At 70.2% G+C, this 14,616-nt stretch carries 12 protein-coding genes; 10 read left to right on the top strand and 2 right to left on the bottom strand.

The features are described from left to right. Positions 1-91 precede the first annotated feature (91 nt). Positions 92-1,102 carry an AraC family transcriptional regulator gene (locus L1Z78_RS22055; protein ID WP_234638478.1) on the bottom strand — a complete coding sequence of 337 codons (1,011 nt, stop codon included), beginning with the start codon at positions 1,100-1,102 and terminating at the stop codon, positions 92-94. 188 nt (positions 1,103-1,290) lie between these two features. Between L1Z78_RS22055 and L1Z78_RS22050 the strand changes: the two genes are divergently transcribed. The 6 genes from L1Z78_RS22050 to L1Z78_RS22025 all read left to right on the top strand — a co-directional run bounded on the left by L1Z78_RS22050 (position 1,291) and on the right by L1Z78_RS22025 (position 9,129). After that, on the top strand, positions 1,291-2,139 hold the full coding sequence (locus L1Z78_RS22050; RefSeq protein WP_234638477.1) for a TauD/TfdA dioxygenase family protein: 849 nt from the start codon (positions 1,291-1,293) through the stop codon (positions 2,137-2,139). Positions 2,140-2,167: 28 nt separating this feature from the next. Continuing rightward, a complete protein-coding gene (locus L1Z78_RS22045) occupies positions 2,168-3,226 on the top strand; it encodes a 3-keto-5-aminohexanoate cleavage protein (RefSeq protein WP_234638476.1) in 1,059 nt (352 codons plus the stop codon). 16 nt (positions 3,227-3,242) lie between these two features. Beyond that, entirely contained in the window at positions 3,243-4,211 is a 969-nt protein-coding gene (locus L1Z78_RS22040) for a Bug family tripartite tricarboxylate transporter substrate binding protein (RefSeq protein WP_234638475.1), read from the top strand. A gap of 35 nt (positions 4,212-4,246) precedes the next feature. Beyond that, positions 4,247-5,230 (top strand): quinone oxidoreductase family protein, encoded by a 984-nt coding sequence (locus tag L1Z78_RS22035; protein WP_234638474.1) that lies wholly within the window; start codon positions 4,247-4,249, stop codon positions 5,228-5,230. A gap of 91 nt (positions 5,231-5,321) precedes the next feature. Next, positions 5,322-6,533, top strand: a complete 1,212-nt coding sequence (locus L1Z78_RS22030) for a porin (RefSeq protein ID WP_234638473.1) — start codon at positions 5,322-5,324, stop codon at positions 6,531-6,533. Between the two features lie 61 nt (positions 6,534-6,594). Further along, positions 6,595-9,129, top strand: coding sequence for an ABC transporter permease (locus tag L1Z78_RS22025; protein ID WP_234638472.1), 2,535 nt, complete (start codon positions 6,595-6,597; stop codon positions 9,127-9,129). Positions 9,130-9,881: 752 nt separating this feature from the next. On the opposite strand, the gene L1Z78_RS22020 is transcribed toward L1Z78_RS22025, so the two are convergent. Continuing rightward, the gene (locus L1Z78_RS22020; RefSeq protein WP_234638471.1) at positions 9,882-10,763 is read right to left on the bottom strand and encodes a LysR family transcriptional regulator; all 882 of its coding nucleotides are present in this window, start codon (positions 10,761-10,763) and stop codon (positions 9,882-9,884) included. A gap of 130 nt (positions 10,764-10,893) precedes the next feature. On the opposite strand from L1Z78_RS22020, the gene L1Z78_RS22015 reads away from it, so the two are divergent. The 4 genes from L1Z78_RS22015 to L1Z78_RS22000 are packed head-to-tail and all read left to right on the top strand — an operon-like array spanning position 10,894 to position 14,590. Further along, positions 10,894-12,450: an MFS transporter gene (locus L1Z78_RS22015; protein ID WP_267966993.1), complete on the top strand. Its 1,557-nt coding sequence runs from the start codon at positions 10,894-10,896 to the stop codon at positions 12,448-12,450. A 39-nt stretch (positions 12,451-12,489) separates the two neighbouring features. Further along, a complete protein-coding gene (locus L1Z78_RS22010; protein WP_234638470.1) occupies positions 12,490-12,897 on the top strand; it encodes a group II truncated hemoglobin in 408 nt (135 codons plus the stop codon). A 48-nt stretch (positions 12,898-12,945) separates the two neighbouring features. Then, the gene (locus L1Z78_RS22005) at positions 12,946-13,536 is read left to right on the top strand and encodes a LemA family protein (protein WP_234638469.1); all 591 of its coding nucleotides are present in this window, start codon (positions 12,946-12,948) and stop codon (positions 13,534-13,536) included. 16 nt (positions 13,537-13,552) lie between these two features. Then, positions 13,553-14,590 carry a M48 family metalloprotease gene (locus L1Z78_RS22000; protein ID WP_234638468.1) on the top strand — a complete coding sequence of 346 codons (1,038 nt, stop codon included), beginning with the start codon at positions 13,553-13,555 and terminating at the stop codon, positions 14,588-14,590. Positions 14,591-14,616 lie beyond the last annotated feature (26 nt).

Genomic DNA, 14,616 nt, shown 5'->3' with positions numbered 1-14,616 from the left:
CGATCCCCGTGCCTGTGTGGCACCGGGCGGGGGCAGGGTGCGCCGCGGTGGTGCGCGGCATGCACCGCAAGGCGGATGGCGCGACGGGGGCTCAGGCGGGGTCGCCGCCGCCGGCGCGGTTGCGCCAGGTCTCGGGCGGGCAGCCGTGGTGCGTTGCGAACCAGCGCGTGAATGCGCTGTGGCTGCCATAGCCCAGCATGGCTGCGACCTGCGCGATGCCGTAGAGCGGATTGCCCAGGTAGCGCAGGGCCAGTTCCTGGCGTACCTCGGCCAGCAGGTCGCTGAAGCTCAGGCCCTCGCGGTCCAGCTCGCGCTGCAGGGTGCGCATGCTGCGGCCCATGCCCTGGGCCACGCTGGCGCAACTGGCATTGCCCGAGGGCAGCAGCAGGTGGATGGCCTTGCGCGTCTGCTGGCCCACGGAGGCGGCCCGGTGCGCCGGCATGGCGTCCACGAGCTTGCGGGCATAGCGGGCCAGGGCCGGGTCGGCCAGCGGATTGGGCGCGTCCAGGTCGGCGGTGCGGCAGACGATGCCGTTGAACTCGGCGCCGAAGGCGACATGGCAGCGGAACATCCTGCGGTGCACGGCCAGGTCGGCGGGCGGGGCATGGCTGAAGCACACGCTCTGCGGGTGCCAGTGCTCGCGCAGCAGCACCTCGCACATGCGCCACAGCACGCCCATGGCCAATTCCACCGACTGGCGCAGGGCTCCACCGGGGCGCACGAAATCCTGGCGCAGGATGGCGATGTCGCCCGCATCCTCCAGGTGGATCAGCAGCGACTCGTTGACCAGATGCATGTGGGTGATCAGCGTGTCCAGCGCGTGGCGCAGCGTGGGCTGGTGCAGCAGCAAAAGGCTCACCGCACCGAAGCTGGACAGCTGGCGCGACTGTGCCATGCGCAGGCCCAAGGTCTCGCAGCCCGTGGCCTGGGCGGCGTCCTCCAGCAGGCGCGCGACGGTGGCCACCTCGATGAGCTGGTCCTGCTCGCTCAGCAGGGCCGGGCGCAGGCCGGCCTGGCGCAGCGCCCTGTCGGGGTCGCCGCCGAGTGTGCGCATGACGTCCGAGAAATGGTTCAGCGCGGCGGCGCGCACCAGGGTGACCATGCTGTGCCTCCTGTCAGGCCGTGGCCGGGGCTGTGCCGTGCTGGCACGAAATGCAAAGAGGATGGCATGGCTTGCAAAGCCTGCGGACCCGGAGTTTTCCTACATTGCCAACACCGGGAACGCCTTGGCGCCCCGGGCCGACGGCGCCGGCACAGGCCCCGCATACACGACAGGACAAGGAGACAAGCATGCACATAGCGCCCATGACATGCGCCATCGGCGCCGAACTGACAGGCGTGCGCCTGGCCGACGCGGTGCGCGACGACGCGCTGTTTGCGGACATCCAGGCGGCGCTGCTGCGCCACAAGGTCTTGTTCCTGCGCGACCAGGACATGGACCGCGCCGAGCACGTGGCCTTTGCGCGCCGCTTCGGCGAGCTGGAAGACCATCCCGTGGCCGGCAGCGACCCCGACCACCCGGGCCTGGTGCGCATCTACAAGTCGCCCGACCAGCCCAATGACCGCTATGAGAATTCCTGGCACTGCGATGCCACCTGGCGCCAGGCCCCGCCCATGGGCTGCGTGCTGCGCTGTATCGAGTGCCCGCCCGTGGGCGGCGACACCCTGTGGGCCAACATGGCCCTGGCCTACGAACGGCTGCCGCAGCAGGTCAAGGAGCTGATCGCGCCGCTGCGCGCGCGCCACAGCATCGAGTGCACCTTCGGCGCGGCCCTGCCCATCGACCGGCGGCTGGCGCTCAGGGCGCAATACCCCGACGCCGAGCACCCCGTGGTGCGCACCCATCCCGAGACGGGCGAGAAGGTGCTCTTCGTCAACGGCTTCACCACCCACTTCACCAACTTCCACACGCCGGCCAACGTGCGCGTGGGCCAGGACTTCACCCAGGGTGCCAGCGGCCTGCTGCAGTACCTGATCAGCCAGGCCGCCATCCCCGAGTACCAGGTGCGCTGGCGCTGGCAGCCGGGCAGCGTGGCCATCTGGGACAACCGTGCCACCCAGCACTACGCGGCCATGGACTATCCGCCCAGCCATCGAAAGATGGAGCGCGCCGGCATCGTCGGCACGCCGACCTTCTGAACCACGACACAGCAAGGAGACACCACCCATGAATTTCCTCGACGGCCACCTGTTCCCGGAGAACCAGCAGCCCCTGATCATCACGGCCGCGCCCTACGCGCCTTCGTGGCTGCCCTCGGACTTTCCCGGCGAGATCGCCGTGACCATGGACGCGCAGATCCAGAAGGCCGTGGACTGCTACCACGCGGGCGCCACCGTGCTGCACCTGCATGTGCGCGAACTTGACGGCAAGGGCAGCAAGCGTCTGTCGAAGTTCAACGAGCTGATCGCCGGCGTGCGCGCGCGCGTGCCCGAGATGATCATCCAGGTCGGTGGCTCCATCAGCTTCGCGCCCGAGTCCGAGGGCGCGGCCGCCAAGTGGCTGTCCGACGACACGCGCCACATGCTGGCCGAGCTGCAGCCCGTGCCCGACCAGGTGACGGTGACCGTCAACACCTCGCAGATGAACTTCCTGGAGCAGTTCGATGCGCGCGACATCCGCGGCACCTCGATGGAGGACCCGGCCGTCTTCCATGCCTACCAGGAGATGACCGTGCCGGCCCAGCCCGGCTGGGTGGAGGAGCATGTGCGCCGCCTGTCGGCGGCCGGCATCCAGAGCGCCTTCCAGTGCTACAACATCAACAGCTTCGAGTCGGTGGAGCGGCTCATGCGCCGGGGCATCTACAAGGGGCCGCTGGTGCTGAACTGGGTGGCCATCGGCGGCGGCATGGACGCGCCCAGCGTCTACAGCCTGGCGAACTTCGTGCGCGCCGTGCCCGACGGCGCCGTGCTCACCGTGGAAAGCTCGGTGCTCAACGTGCTGCCCGTGAACATGATGGGCATCGCCATGGGCCTGCACGTGCGCTGCGGCACCGAGGACAACCTCTGGAACCAGGACCGCTCGGCCAAGATCGGCACCGTGGCGCAGATCGAGCAGCTGGTGCGGATCGCGCGCGAGTTCGGCCGCCCCATCGCCACGGCCCGGCAGGCGCGCGAGATCTGCCGCATCGGCCAGTTCTACGGCTCGGCCGACGAGACGCTGGCGGCCAACGGCTTCGCGCCCAACCGCCACGGCGCGCAGCAGGGCTTTCTGCGCAAGGCCGCCTGACCCCCGGGAGCCCACCATGAAACGCATGGCCCCGTGGACTGCCATCGCCCTGGCCGCCGCGCTCCAGGCCGGGAGCGCCTTCGGCTTCGGCGACAAGCCGGTGCGGCTCATCGTGCCGGCCCCGCCGGGCGGCACCATCGACGTGTTCGCGCGCATCATCAGCGACCAGCTGGCGCAGGAGATCCGCCAGCCCGTCATTGTCGAGAACCGGCCCGGCGCGGGCGGTGCCATCGCCGTCAGGCACATGCTGTCCCAGCCGGCCGACGGCAGCACGCTGCTGGTGACGGTGACCAACATCCTCACCGAGGTGCCGCATGTGCTCAAGGTCGGCTTCGACCCCCTGAAGGACGTGCGGCCCGTGGCGCAGATGGCGCGCTCGGTGATGCTGTTCATCGCCTCGCCCCAGTTCCCGGCCAAGGATGCGGCCGAGGCCATCGCCTACGTGAAGGCCCATCCGCGCCAGCTGTCCTTTGCCTCGTACAGCCAGGGCACGGCCTCGCAGTACGCGGGCGCCATCCTCAACCGCAAGGCGGGGCTGGACATGGAGCATGTGGCCTTCCCGGGTTCGGCGCCCGCGCTGGCCCAGCTCATGGGCAACCAGATTCCGTTGATGTTCGACGGCTCGGTGACCGCGAGGCCGCTGATCGCCGGCGGCAAGGTCAAGCTGCTGGCCGTGGCCTACAAAAGCCGCCTGCCCGACTACCCGCAAGTGCCCACGCTGGCCGAGCTGGGCTACCCCGAGGTGGACTTCAGCAACTGGAGCGGCGTGTTCGCCTCGGCGCAGACGCCGCGCCCGGTGCTGGAAAAAATCCATGCCGCGCTGGCCCGGGTCAACGCGCGGGCGGCCGTGCGCGAGCGCTATGCGGGCACGGGTTTCGAACCCATCGAGGGCGAGCGCTCGATGGAGCAGATGGCCGCCGACCTGCGCGGCGAGTTCGAGCGCAACGCCGGCATCGTCAAGAGCTTCGGCATCCAGCTCAACTGAACCGAAGCGTGCTGTCATACACACAAGGAGATTCCATGGCCAAGGCCATCCGTTTTCACGCCACCGGCGGCCCCGAGGTGCTCGGGCTCGAAGACGTGGAGGTCGGCGCGCCCGGCCCCGGGCAGGCGCGCGTGCGCCACAGCCTCATCGCCGTCAACTTCATCGACATCTATTTCCGCACCGGCCGCTATCCGCTGGCTTTGCCTGATGGGCTGGGATCGGGGCTGGGATCGGACGCCGTGGGCGTGGTCGAGGCCGTGGGGCCGGGCGTTACCGAAGTACGTCCCGGCGACCGCGTGGGCTACCTGATGGGCCCGCAGGGCGCCTACAGCGAGGCGCGCGTGATGCCGGCCGAACTGCTGATCCCGCTGCCGGACGGCATCGCCGACCGCACGGCGGCCACGCTGATGATGAAGGGCATGACGGCGCAGTACCTGTTCCGCCAGGTCTATCCGCTGCAAGGCGGCGAGACCATCCTCTACCACGCGGCCGCCGGCGGCGTGGGCCTGATCGCCTGCCAGTGGGCGCGCGCCCTGGGCGTGACCATGATCGGCACCGTGAGCACCGACGAGAAGGCCGCCGTGGCGCGCGCCCACGGCTGCGCCCACGTCATCGTGACCTCGCGCGAGAACACCGTGCAGCGCGTGCGCGAGATCACGGGCGGCCAGGGCGTGCCCGTGGTCTACGACTCGGTGGGCAAGGACACGCTGATGGACTCGCTGGACTGCCTGCGTCCGCGCGGCACGCTGGTGAGCAACGGCACCTCGTCGGGCTCGGTGGTGGTGGACTCGCAGCTACTGGCCGCCAAGGGATCGATCTGGATGACGCGGCCCGCCATGGCGCACTACATCCAGCCACGCGTCCACATGCTGGAGATGGCGCGCGAGCTGTTCGACCACGTGCTGGCCGGGCGCATCGTGAGCGAACCCCAGCAAAGCTTCGCGCTGGCGGATGCGGCCGAAGCACACCGCGCGCTGGAATCGCGCCGCACCCTGGGCGCGACCGTGCTCGTGCCCTGAGGGCCTGAACACACCCCGGGCAATGCGGCGCGGGCCTGTACGGCGCGGCGGCGCCCGAGTGCGCCACCACCACGATGAACAGGAGACATCCATGCCCCGCCTTCGCCTCTGTCCCCCCGGTCTTCTCGGCCTGTGCCTTTCAGGCGTGGCAGCCGCCCAGGCCCCGTCCTCGGTCACGCTGTTCGGCGTGATGGACGCCGGCATCAGCCGCTACAGCGTGCGCAGCGCGTCCTGGGATGCGGGGCCTGCGCGCTCGGTGCGCCAGGGTACCTGGGCGCTGTCGCCCTCGGGCAACCTGGCCAGTCGCATCGGCCTTCGCGCCCACGAGGACCTGGGCGGCGGCCTCGCGGCCGGCCTGTGGCTGGAGGCGCCGGTCAGCAATGACACAGGGGGCGGTGCGCTGAACTTCGGCCGGCGCGCCACGATCAGCCTGTCCGGACGGCTGGGCGAGCTGCGCATGGGGCGCGACCACACGCCGTCCTTTCTCAACGACTGGGCCTTCGATCCCTTCACCGTCAACGGCGTGGGCACCAACCTGATCGCCGTCGTCAACAGCAACCTGGCCATCGCCCGCGCGCTGGCCACGGGCGGGCTGCTGGGCGGCGGGCTGTCGGCGGGTACGGATACCTATCTGCGCGCAGGCAATTCCATCGGCTATTTCCTGCCGCAGGGCCTGGGCGGCATCTACGGCCAGGCCATGTACGCCTTCCCGGAAAACACCTCGAAACGGGGGCGCTATGCGGGCGCGCGCATCGGCTGGGCGGGCGGGCCGGCCGACATGGCGCTGGGCTATGGCGAGAACACCCTGGGCACGTCAGGCGCCAGCGCGGAAAAGATCCACTCGCTGAACCTGGGCGGCTCCTACGACTTCGGCGTCGCCAGGCTGTTCGGCGAATGGTCCCGCGTGCGCAACGAGCGGCGCGACGCGGCCACACTGGACCCGGTCAACGACCGCTACGACGGCCTGCTGGCAGGCGTCAGCATCCCCGTGGGCCCCGGCGCGCTGCGCGCCTCCTATGCCCGTGTGCAGTTCCGCAATGGCCAGGGGCTGGCCGACGGCAATTCCTCGGTGAACAAGCTGGCCCTGGGCTATGTGCACCCGCTGTCCCGGCGCACGGCGCTGTATGGCACCGTGTCGCGCATCAGCGTGGGCAACGGGCGCAACAACCCGGGCGTGATGGGCGTGACGCCGCTGGTGGTCAGCAACCCGGTCATCCTGCCCCAGCCCGCCTACCTGGCCACGGGTGGCATGCAGCCGGCCGGCGCGTTCGGGCTGGACCTGGGCCTGCGCCTGGTGTTCTGACCCTGCGGCGAATAGCCGTGGCGCGCTGCTGCCCATCGCCGCCTGCGCTAATCTGCGCGGCATGAATGGATCTTCTGCATGGACCCTGGGTTGGCGCACGTTGTGGCGCGACCTGCGCGCGGGCGAGCTGCGCCTGTTGATCGTCGCCGTGATGCTGGCCGTGGCCGCGCTCAGTTCGGTGGGCTTTTTCGCCGACCGGCTGCAGGCGGGGCTGCAGCGCGATGCGCGCCAGCTGCTGGGCGGCGACGTGGTCGTGGTCAGCGACAACCCGACGGCCGCGGCGTTTGCCGAGCAGGCGCGGGCCGAGGGATTGCGGGCCCTGGAGACCGCCAGCTTCCCGACCATGGCGCGCGCCACCGACGCCCAGGGCGGCATGAGCCGGCTGGTGGCGCTCAAGAGCGTGGACGAGGGCTATCCGCTGCGCGGCAGCCTGCGCGTGGCGGATGCGCCCGGCGCGTCCGACCATGCCACGCGCGACATTCCGGCGCGCGGCGAGGCCTGGGTGGACGAGCCCCTGCTCGAAGCCCTGGGCATTGGCGTGGGCGACATGCTGCTGCTGGGCGATGCGCAACTGCGCGTGGCGCGCATCATCGCCATCGAACCCGACCGGGGCGCGGGCTTCATGAACTTCGCGCCGCGCGTGATGGTCCGCTCGGCCGACCTCGCGGCCACGGGCCTGGTGCAGCCGGCCAGCCGCATCACCTACCGCCTGGCCGTGGCCGGCGAGGGCGATGGCGCCGAAGCCGCCGTGCAGCGCTACCGCGCCTGGGCCGAGCAGCAGGCCAAGGCGCCCGGTGTGCACGGCGTGCGCGTGGAGTCGCTGGACAGCGGACGCCCCGAGATGCGCCAGACGCTGGACCGCGCCGAGAAATTCCTGAGCCTGGTCGCCCTGCTGGCGGCCCTGCTGTCCGCCGTGGCCGTGGCCCTGGCCGCGCGCGGCTTTGCCAACAGCCACCTGGATGCCTCGGCCATGCTGCGCGTGCTGGGCCAGAGCCAGCGGCGCATCGCGGGCGCCTACACGGTGGAGTTCGTGCTGGTCGGGCTGGCGTCCAGCGCGGCCGGCGTGCTGCTGGGCTGGGCCATCCACCATGTGTTCGTGCTGCTGCTGGCGGGATTGGTGGAATCGGCGCTGCCTTCGCCCGGCCTGTGGCCCGCCGCCTTTGGCATGGGCATGGGCCTGACCCTGCTGCTGGCCTTCGGCCTGCCGCCCGTGCTCCAGCTGGCGCGCGTGCCGCCGCTGCGCGTGATGCGGCGCGACCTGGGCGCGCTCAAGCCGGCCTCCATCGCCGTGCTGGCCGTGGGCGTGGCGGGCTTTGCGGCCCTGCTGCTGGCGGCCAGCCGAGACATCCGGCTGGGCCTGATCGCCGTGGGCGGCTTTGCCGTGGCCGTGCTGCTGTTCGCGGCGCTGGGCTGGCTGGCCGTGCAGGCCCTGCGCCGCCTGGTGCGCGAGAGCACGGCGCCACGCTGGCTGGTGCTGGCCACGCGCCAGATCGCCGCGCGCCCGGCCTATGCCGTGGTGCAGATCAGCAGCCTGGCCGTGGGCCTGCTGGCGCTGATGCTGCTGGTGCTGCTGCGCACCGACCTGATCGGCAGCTGGCGCCAGGCCACGCCCGCCAATGCGCCCAACCGCTTCGTGATCAATGTGCAGCCCGAGCAGGCGCAGGACTTCCGCGCGGCGCTGGACGAGGCAGGCGTGCGGGACTACGACTGGTTTCCCATGATCCGGGGCCGCCTGGTGGCGGTCAACGGCCAGGCGGTCAGCCCCGACAGCTACACCGAGGACCGCGCCAAGCGCCTGGTGGACAGGGAGTTCAACCTCTCGACCTCGGCCCAGGCGCCCGCCCACAACCTGATCACGGCGGGCACCTGGACGCCCGGTGCCAAGGGCGAGATCAGCGTGGAGGACGGCATCGCCGAAACCCTGGGCCTGAAACTGGGCGACACGCTGGACTTCGACATCGGCGGTGTGCAGAGCCAGGCGCGCATCACCAGCCTGCGCAAGGTGGACTGGGGATCGATGCGCGCCAACTTCTTCGTGATCTACCCGGTGGACCACCTGGACGACGTCGCCGTCAGCTATCTGGCCGCCTACCGCGCGCCCGAGGTGGCGGGCTTCGACAACGCCCTGGTGCGCGCGTTTCCCAACATCACCAATGTGGACCTGAGCACCACGCTGGCCCAGGTGCAGCGCGTGCTGGACCAGGTGATCCGCGCCGTGGAGTTCCTGTTCGGCTTCACGCTGGCGGCCGGTCTGGTCGTGCTGTTCGCGGCCGTCACGGCCACGCGCGAGGAGCGCGCCCGCGAGTACGCCATCATGCGCGCCGTGGGTGCCCAGGCCCGGCTGCTGGCGCAGGTGCAGCGCGCGGAGCTGGCCGGTGTGGGCCTGCTGGCCGGCTTCCTGGCCAGCTGCGCGGCCGGTGCCGTGGGCTGGGCCCTGGCGCGCTGGGTGTTCGAGTTCAACTGGACCGTGCCTTGGTGGGCTCCGGTGGCAGGGGCCGTGGCCGGGGCCCTGCTGGCCTGGATGGCGGGGTGGTGGGCGTTGCGGGAGGTGTTGAGGAGGCCGGTGATGGCTACGTTGAGGCAGGTGGCTGAGTAGGTCTTTGGTTTTTGCCCGGGTCCCCCTTTTTTGACCCTGCCGGGCGGTTTCTTTTCGAGGCCGGGTCTCGGCCCGGCGGCCGACTCCCTTTCTTATCGCGCGATAAGAAAGGAAGCAAAGAAGCGCGCCCCAAACTGCCCACGACCCCTACGCTGCGCTACGGGGCGACCTGCGTTGGGCGGGATGCGGGGTGCGCCGCAGAACTCGCTTTGCGCTTCGCGCGCCGCTCAAACAACTGCGGCAAGTCAGATGACGAAGCAAGCCTGTCCTTCGGCAGGCTTGCCACCCCGCATCCCGCCCAACGCAGGCGTGGGCAGAGGGGGGAGGCTGGGGAACAGCCAACAGCCAACAGCCAACAGCCAACAGCCGGCGCCATCGCTACGCGTGGCTTCAAACCAGGGGCCGAGCGAAGCGAAGGCCCGCACCTACTCCCCGTATGTCAGCGCCTGCGGCGTGGTGGTTGCGGGGTTGCAGTCCTGCCGAAGGACAGGACTGCTTCGTCAACTGACTCGCTGCGGTTGTCTGAGCGGCGCGCGCAGCGCAAAGCGAGTTCCGCAGCGAACCCCGTAACCGCCACGACGCAGGTTGCCCCGCAGCGAAGCGAAGGGGTCGCGGACATCCGGGTCGCCTTCTTTGATCTGGCCTTTCTTGGCGAATCAAGAAAGGGCAGTCGGCTGCCGGGCCGAGACCCGGCCTCGAAAAGCAACCACCCGGCAGGGGCAAAAACAACCACTCGGTAGGGAAGGAGCCAGTCAAGACTCCTTGAACAACCTCTCCCCCACAAAATCCACAAACGCTCGCACCTTGGGCGAGAGCTGCCGACTCGACGGCCACAGCGCCGAGAACTGCCCCGTGTGCGTGAGCTGGTCCGCCAGCACCCGTCGCAGCTCGCCGCGTGCCAGCGCGTCGCGGGCCAGGAAATCGGGCAGATAGGCCAGTCCCATGCCGGCCACGGCCGCGCCCAGCATGGCCTCCATGTTGTTGCATACCAGTGCGATGGGAAGGTTGGGGGGCATGCCCGGCAGCACCCATTCCTCCAGCTTGCCGCTGTGCAGGAAGCGGTAGCGCAGGCAGCTGTGGCGGGCCAGGTCGGCCGCCGTGCGGGGCGTCCCGCGCTCGGCCAGATAGGCGGGCGAGCCGGCCAGGATGAAGCGAAACGGTCCCAGGCGGCGCGCCACCAGGCGGGAGTCCGCCAACTCGCCGCTGCGGATCACGACGTCCAGGCCCGCCTCGACCACGTCCACCAGGTGGTCGTTGAAGTCCAGGTCCAGCTCGACCTCCGGATAAAGCGCCTGGAACTCGGGCAGCACGGGCAGCAGAAAGCGGTAGCCAATGGCGGGAAGGCTCACGCGCAGCCGCCCGCGCGGTGCCTCGGCTGCGGCCTGCATGGCGGCGCGCGCGTCATGCAGCTCGTCGAGGATGCGGCGGCAGCGTTCATGGAACAGCGCGCCTTCCTGTGTGAGCCGCACCTGGCGCGTGGTGCGCTGGAACAGGCGCAGTCCCAGCTGCTGCTCCAGCCGGGCCACGTTCTTGCCGACGGCCGAGGCCGAGATGCCCAGCGCGCGGCCTGCCTCGGCAAAGCTCAGCAGGTCGGCCGCCCGCACAAAGGATTCGAGTCCACTGAAACTGTCCATGGCGATTGGCAACCTGTGGTTGGGAGTATTGGGAGTGAAACAGATATTTTCCTGGAATTGAAGCGCTTTTATCGTTGATACATGCCCGGTCACCCCTGACCGGGGCCTTGCCTGAAAGCGCTGTCTCCCCATGTCCTCTTCTTCCCCCTCGGCCTGCGTCGCGGACGCCGGCCCGTCTTCCCGCGCGGCTTCACCGGCCTGGGTTCTGCTGTCGGTGTGCCTGGCGGCGCTGGCCATGCCGCTGAGCTTCACGGGGCCGGCCGTGGCCTTGCCGGCGTTGCGCGAGGCCCTGGGCGGAGGGCCGCTGGCCCTGAACTGGGTCACCAATGCCTTCATGCTGAGTTTTGGCGCGACGTTGATGGCCTGCGGCGCGCTGGCCGACCTGCATGGGCGCCGGCGTGTCTTTCTGTCCGGGCTGGCCGTGGTGCTGGTCAGTGCACTGGCCCAGGGCTGCCTGACCGGCCAGGGCGCCATCCTCCTGTTCGATCTGCTGCGTGCGCTGCAGGGCCTGGGCGCGGCGGCCGCGCTGGCGGGCGGTACGGCGGCGCTGGCCCAGGTCTTCGAGGGGGCGGGGCGCATGCGGGCCTTCAGCTGCGTGGGCACGTCGTTTGGCGTGGGTCTGGCCTTCGGTCCCCTGCTGTCGGGATGGTTGCTGGGCGTGGCGGGCTGGCGCGGGGTGGTGCTCTGCGTGGCGGGCGTGGCACTGGCTGCACTGGTGCTGGGCTTGCGCTGCATGCCCGAGTCCCGCAACCCGCAGGCCCAGCGTCTGGACCGGCGCGGTGCCTGGCTGTTCACAACCGCACTGGCCCTGCTGACCTGGGGGGTGCTGCAGGGGCCGGAGACCGGCTGGGGCAGCGCAGCGGCACTGCTGCCGTTGGCCGGCGCGGGGTTGGCGCTGGTCGCATTCGTGCGTGTGGAAGGCCGCACCCCGCAGCCCATGCTGGATCTGTCGCTGTTTCGCTACCCGCGCTTCGTGGGAGTGCAACTGCTCGCGGCGGCACCTGCCTATGCCTTCGTCGTGCTGCTGGTGCTGCTGCCAGTGCGTTTCATCGGCGTGGAGGGCATGGCGCCGATGCAGGCGGGAAGACTGATGTTCGTGCTGTCCCTGCCCATGCTGTGTGTCCCTCTGCTTGCGGGCTGGCTCGCGCGCTGGGTATCGGCCGCGCTGCTGTGCGCGGCGGGGCTGCTGGTTTGCGCACTGGGCTTGCTGTGGCTGGGAGGCTGCGGCCCGGGCACGGACTTCGCGCGGATGGCGCCGCCGCTGGTGCTGATCGGCCTGGGCATCGGCCTGCCCTGGGGCCTGATGGACGGCCTGGCCGTGAGCGTGGTGCCCAGCGAGCGCGCCGGCATGGCCACGGGCATCTTCAGCACCGTGCGCGTGGCGGGCGAGGGCATTGCCCTGGCCCTGGTGGGTGCGGGGTTCGCGGCCCTGCTGGCGTCGCGGCTGTCCGCGCACGCAGCCGCGCTGCCGGCGGCGCGGCAGGCGGCCCAACTGCTGGTGACGGGCGATATCGCCAGTGCCATGGCGCTGCTGCCGGGGGTGTCCGCGCCTGCCGTGCTCGAGGCCTATGGCCAGGCCTTCACCAGTCTGCTCGACGTGCTGGCGGGCATCACCGTGTTCACGGCACTGGCCGTGTTCGCCTTCCTGCGCGCCGGCACGGCGGGTACGGACATGGCGCATGCCTGACAATTGCGGGTTTCATTCACGCGCCCGCCCGAAGCAGCCATGTCAGAGGATTTCCAGAACAACGTCCCCCAGACCCCTTATGAATGGATAGGCGGCGAGCCGAAGGTGCAGGCCCTGGTCGACCGCTTCTACGACCTGATGGACCTGGAGCCCGGCTATGCCGAGCTGCGCGCCGCCCACGGCAGCACGCTGGCCGATGCGCGGCAAAAGCTCTTCTGGTTCCTGTGCGGCTGGCTGGGCGGCCCAGACTACTATCAGGACCGCTTCGGCCATCCGCGCCTGCGCATGCGCCACATGCCGTTTTCCATCGGTATCCAGGAGCGCGATCAATGGGTGGCCTGCATGGACCAGGCCATGGGCGAGATCGGCGTGCCGGAGGACCTGCGCGTGCGGCTGAAGGCCAGCTTCATGAACACCGCCGACTGGATGCGCAATCGCGGCGGTTGAACACGCATCTAAGATGCATCTCCCCCAACGACAAAAGGAGGAGGAGCCATGGATACCGGAATCTGGCTGGTGCTTGCCCTGGTGCTGGCTTGCATCTGGGCCGTCGTCACCTACAACCGCCTGCGGCAGCTGCACAACCGCGTCGAGAATGCCTATGGGCAGATCGACGTGCAGCTCAAGCGCAGGCATGACCTCATCCCCAACCTCGTGGAGGTGGCACGCGGCTACATGGCGCACGAGGCCCAGACCCTGGAGGCCGTGGCCCGCGCGCGCAGCCAGGCCGTGGGCGCGGCCAGCACGGCGCGTGAGCATCCCGGCCAGGCCGGCGCCATGGGCGCGCTGGCCATGGCCGAGCAGGCGCTGGGCGGCAGCCTGGGGCGGCTGATGGCGCTCAGCGAGGCCTATCCCGAGCTGCGTGCCGACGAGCGCATGCAGTCGCTGGCCGAGGAGATCGCCAGCACCGAGAACCGCATCGGCTTCGCCCGCCAGGCCTACAACGACCAGGTGCTCGAATACAACGACCGCTCCAGCCGTTTCCCCGACCTGCTGATCGCGCGCCTGCTGGGCTTTGCCCATCTGCAGATGCTGCAGGCCACGCAGTCGTCCGAGGAGCGGCTGGCGCCGCAGGTGCGTTTCTGATGCCTGACCACCGGCGATGAGGTTCTGGCACCGGCAAGGCGAGGCGCGGCGCAATACCCGCTGGCTGCTGCTGGCCTTCGCACTGTGCGTGCTGGCCGTGGTGGCCGCCGTGCACCTGGGGCTGGCACTGGCCTGGCTGCTGGCGGCGTGGATGCTGCCGGGCCAATGGGCCTATCCGGCCGGCTTCACGGCCGTCAACGTGGGCGTGACCCTGGTTCTGGTGCTGGGCGGCTGGTGGCTGGAGACCGACAGCCTGCGCGGCGGTGGTCAGCGGCTGGCGCGGCGCGTGGGCGCACGCGAGGCCCGCCCCGGCAGCAGCCTGGCCGAGCAGCAGCTGTGCAACATCGTCCAGGAGATGTGCATCGCGGCCCACATGCAGGCGCCCCAGGTCATGGTGCTGGCGCGCACCGAGGCCATCAACGCCTTTGCCGCGGGATGGGACGGGGACGACGCGAAGGACGCCGTGCTGGCCGTCACGCAGGGCGCGCTGGAGCATCTGACACGCGAGGAGATGCAGGGCCTGGTGGCGCATGAGCTGTCCCACCTGCACGAAGGCGACACGCGCATGAACATGCAGCTGGGCGGCATGGTCTTCGGCCTGGAACTGGTCTACAACTACGGCGATACGCTGCGCGAGCGCGGCGGTCCCTTCTGGTGGTTCGGTTCGGCCATCATGGCCGCTGGCTTCGTGGGCTGGCTCAGTGGCCACCTGCTCAAGGCCGCGGTGTCGCGCCAGCGCGAGTTCCTGGCCGATGCCCGCGCCGTGCAGTGGACGCGCAGCCGCGACGGCCTGGGCGGCGTGCTGCGCAAGGTCATGACGCAGCGCCAGGAAGAGCGGCGCCACTATGGCAGCTCGGGCGATGCGCGCAGCCATGTCGGGCTCAACCATCCGGCCGTGCAGCACATGTTGCTGGTGGACGCTCCGGGCGGCAGCCACCTCCAGGCCTGGCTGGAATCGCATCCCCCGCTGGGCGATAGGGTGCGGCGCATCTACGGACGCGGCATGGGGCCGCTGCCGCTGCGTTCGGGAATGCAGCCGTCCGGCGTGCAATGAGCGGCATGGGTGTCACAGGCCTGTCA

The organism is Delftia tsuruhatensis, from assembly GCF_903815225.1.
GTDB lineage: Bacteria > Pseudomonadota > Gammaproteobacteria > Burkholderiales > Burkholderiaceae_C > Comamonas > Comamonas tsuruhatensis_A.
Note: the sequence above shows the minus strand (reverse complement) of the source record. Positions and strands in the feature narration are given on the sequence as shown.

Excerpts from the sequence above, each read along its gene's own strand:
- L1Z78_RS22010 (WP_234638470.1), top strand. The coding sequence starts at position 12,490 with ATGTCAGAGGATTTCCAGAACAACGTCCCCCAGACCCCTTATGAATGG.
- L1Z78_RS22040 (WP_234638475.1), top strand. The coding sequence starts at position 3,243 with ATGAAACGCATGGCCCCGTGGACTGCCATCGCCCTGGCCGCCGCGCTC.
- L1Z78_RS22050 (WP_234638477.1), top strand. The coding sequence starts at position 1,291 with ATGCACATAGCGCCCATGACATGCGCCATCGGCGCCGAACTGACAGGC.
- L1Z78_RS22055 (WP_234638478.1), bottom strand. The coding sequence starts at position 1,102 with ATGGTCACCCTGGTGCGCGCCGCCGCGCTGAACCATTTCTCGGACGTC.
- L1Z78_RS22020 (WP_234638471.1), bottom strand. The coding sequence starts at position 10,763 with ATGGACAGTTTCAGTGGACTCGAATCCTTTGTGCGGGCGGCCGACCTG.
- L1Z78_RS22025 (WP_234638472.1), top strand. The coding sequence starts at position 6,595 with ATGAATGGATCTTCTGCATGGACCCTGGGTTGGCGCACGTTGTGGCGC.
- L1Z78_RS22045 (WP_234638476.1), top strand. The coding sequence starts at position 2,168 with ATGAATTTCCTCGACGGCCACCTGTTCCCGGAGAACCAGCAGCCCCTG.
- L1Z78_RS22030 (WP_234638473.1), top strand. The coding sequence starts at position 5,322 with ATGCCCCGCCTTCGCCTCTGTCCCCCCGGTCTTCTCGGCCTGTGCCTT.
- L1Z78_RS22035 (WP_234638474.1), top strand. The coding sequence starts at position 4,247 with ATGGCCAAGGCCATCCGTTTTCACGCCACCGGCGGCCCCGAGGTGCTC.
- L1Z78_RS22015 (WP_267966993.1), top strand. The coding sequence starts at position 10,894 with ATGTCCTCTTCTTCCCCCTCGGCCTGCGTCGCGGACGCCGGCCCGTCT.
- L1Z78_RS22005 (WP_234638469.1), top strand. The coding sequence starts at position 12,946 with ATGGATACCGGAATCTGGCTGGTGCTTGCCCTGGTGCTGGCTTGCATC.
- L1Z78_RS22000 (WP_234638468.1), top strand. The coding sequence starts at position 13,553 with ATGAGGTTCTGGCACCGGCAAGGCGAGGCGCGGCGCAATACCCGCTGG.